The 1336-nt window shown below is 66.5% G+C and carries 2 protein-coding genes; both read left to right on the forward strand.

Annotation, left to right across the window (positions count from 1 at the left end; all coding sequences use genetic code 11):
• On the forward strand, positions 1-561 hold a 561-nt coding region (locus tag ABZ478_RS39260), incomplete at its 5' end, for an alpha-glucosidase C-terminal domain-containing protein (RefSeq protein WP_359557581.1).
• A partial coding sequence (locus ABZ478_RS39265; protein WP_359557583.1) for an alpha-amylase family glycosyl hydrolase occupies positions 558-1336 on the forward strand: 779 nt, incomplete at its 3' end. The genes ABZ478_RS39260 and ABZ478_RS39265, both read left to right, overlap by 4 nt.

The raw sequence follows: 1336 nt of genomic DNA on the forward strand, positions 1-1336 counted from the left end.
GGCGGCCGCCCCGCCTTCGAGGTCCGCGCCGTCCTCGCCGCGACCCTCTCCCCCGCCTGGGGCGTCTACAGCGGCTACGAACTCTGCGAGAACACCCCCTTCAGGCAGGGCAGCGAGGAATACCTCGACTCCGAGAAGTACCAGCTCAAACCCCGCGACTGGGAAGCCGCCGCACGCGAGGGCCGCACCATCGCCCCCCTCATCACCCAGCTCAACACCATCCGCCGGCAGCACCCCGCGCTGCAGCGTCTGCGGAACCTCCGCTTCCATCGGACCGACAACGACAACGTGCTCGCCTACAGCAAGAGCACGGGCCCGGACACGGTCATCGTGGTCGTCAACCTCGACCCGCACCACACCCAGGAGGCCACGGTCTCGTTGGACATGCCGCAACTCGGCCTGGACTGGAACGCCGCCCTGTCCGTGCACGACGAACTGACAGGCGAGAGCTATCACTGGGGCAGGACCAACTACGTGCGCCTCACGCCCGGCCGGACGCCGGCGCACGTGCTCCACGTCGGGCGATCGACGCCCCAGATCGGAGGGCCCTCAGCGTCATGACTGTCAATGACCCCGTGCCGGACACTTTCGAGGACACTCCCGCCAAGGACCGGGATCCGGAGTGGTTCAAGCGCGCCGTCTTCTACGAGGTGCTCGTTCGCTCGTTCCACGACAGTGACGGCGACGGCATCGGCGATCTCAAGGGCCTGACCGCCAAACTCGACTATCTGCAGTGGCTGGGAGTGGACTGCCTCTGGCTGCCGCCGTTCTTCAAGTCCCCGCTCAGGGACGGCGGTTACGACGTCGCCGACTACACGGCCGTGCTACCCGAGTTCGGTGACCTCGCGGACTTCGTGGAGTTCGTGGACGCCGCGCACCAGCGCGGTATGCGCGTCATCATCGACTTCGTCATGAACCACACCAGCGACCAGCACCCGTGGTTCCAGGAGTCCCGCAAGGATCCCGCCGGCCCCTACGGCGACTACTTCGTCTGGGCCGACGACGACAAGGGTTACGAGGAAGCGCGGATCATCTTCGTCGACACCGAGGTCTCCAACTGGACCTTCGACCCGGTGCGCGGCCAGTACTACTTCCACCGCTTCTTCTCCCACCAGCCGGACCTCAACTACGAGAACCCGGCCGTCCAGGAGGAGATCCTGGCCGCCCTGAAGTTCTGGCTGGACCTGGGCATCGACGGCTTCCGTCTCGACGCGGTCCCCTATCTCTACGCGGAGGAGGGCACCAACTGCGAGAACCTGCCGGCCACGCACCAGTTCCTGAAGCGGGTCCGCAAGGAGATCGACGCCCAGTACCCGGACACCGTGCTGCTGGCCGA

Origin of the sequence: Streptomyces sp. NPDC005706, assembly GCF_040631045.1 — a bacterium.
In the GTDB taxonomy this organism is placed as follows: domain Bacteria; phylum Actinomycetota; class Actinomycetes; order Streptomycetales; family Streptomycetaceae; genus Streptomyces.